This is a genomic window from Macrococcus lamae, from assembly GCF_004359545.1.
Classification (GTDB): Bacteria; Bacillota; Bacilli; order Staphylococcales; family Staphylococcaceae; genus Macrococcus; species Macrococcus lamae.
Genome location: NZ_SCWB01000052.1, coordinates 1 through 415, shown reverse-complemented (window position 1 = coordinate 415; position 415 = coordinate 1). Strand labels below are relative to the sequence as shown.

General features: G+C 41.0%; 1 protein-coding gene. It reads left to right on the top strand.

Features of this window, described 5'->3' with window-relative positions:
• Positions 1–415 (top strand): hypothetical protein (locus ERX29_RS10835; RefSeq protein WP_207999197.1); only part of this gene is annotated, 415 nt, incomplete at both ends.

Here is a 415-nt window from a genome sequence, read left to right as displayed (position 1 = left end):
GATATTGACATGTATGAAAATAATCCCTCTCATCCACCGGATGTTTCGCGGGACTTTTACATTTCTAATTCAGAGTATGTGAGGCTTAAGGGGGTTTTTGATAAAGCGATGAGCCAGGGGTTGGATGCCTCGCAGCCTTGGGGTTATTATAATCCATTGACCAATTCATGCGTCGACTTTGCATGGAATGCAATGCGGGAGGCTGGATTGCATGATAGCTTTTTTGATGGTGCGATATATCCAGAATGGAATAATAAATTTGTTGATGATATTTATTATGATTTTTATAGAAGGCCGGAGTTTAATAGGGAGTTGCGCCTAGAGAATGCTGGCGTTTGGGATAAAATAAAGAAATCGGCAAACGATTTATATATTCAGGCTCGTAATTGGATTGCGCCAAAAGACCCCCTTGTTC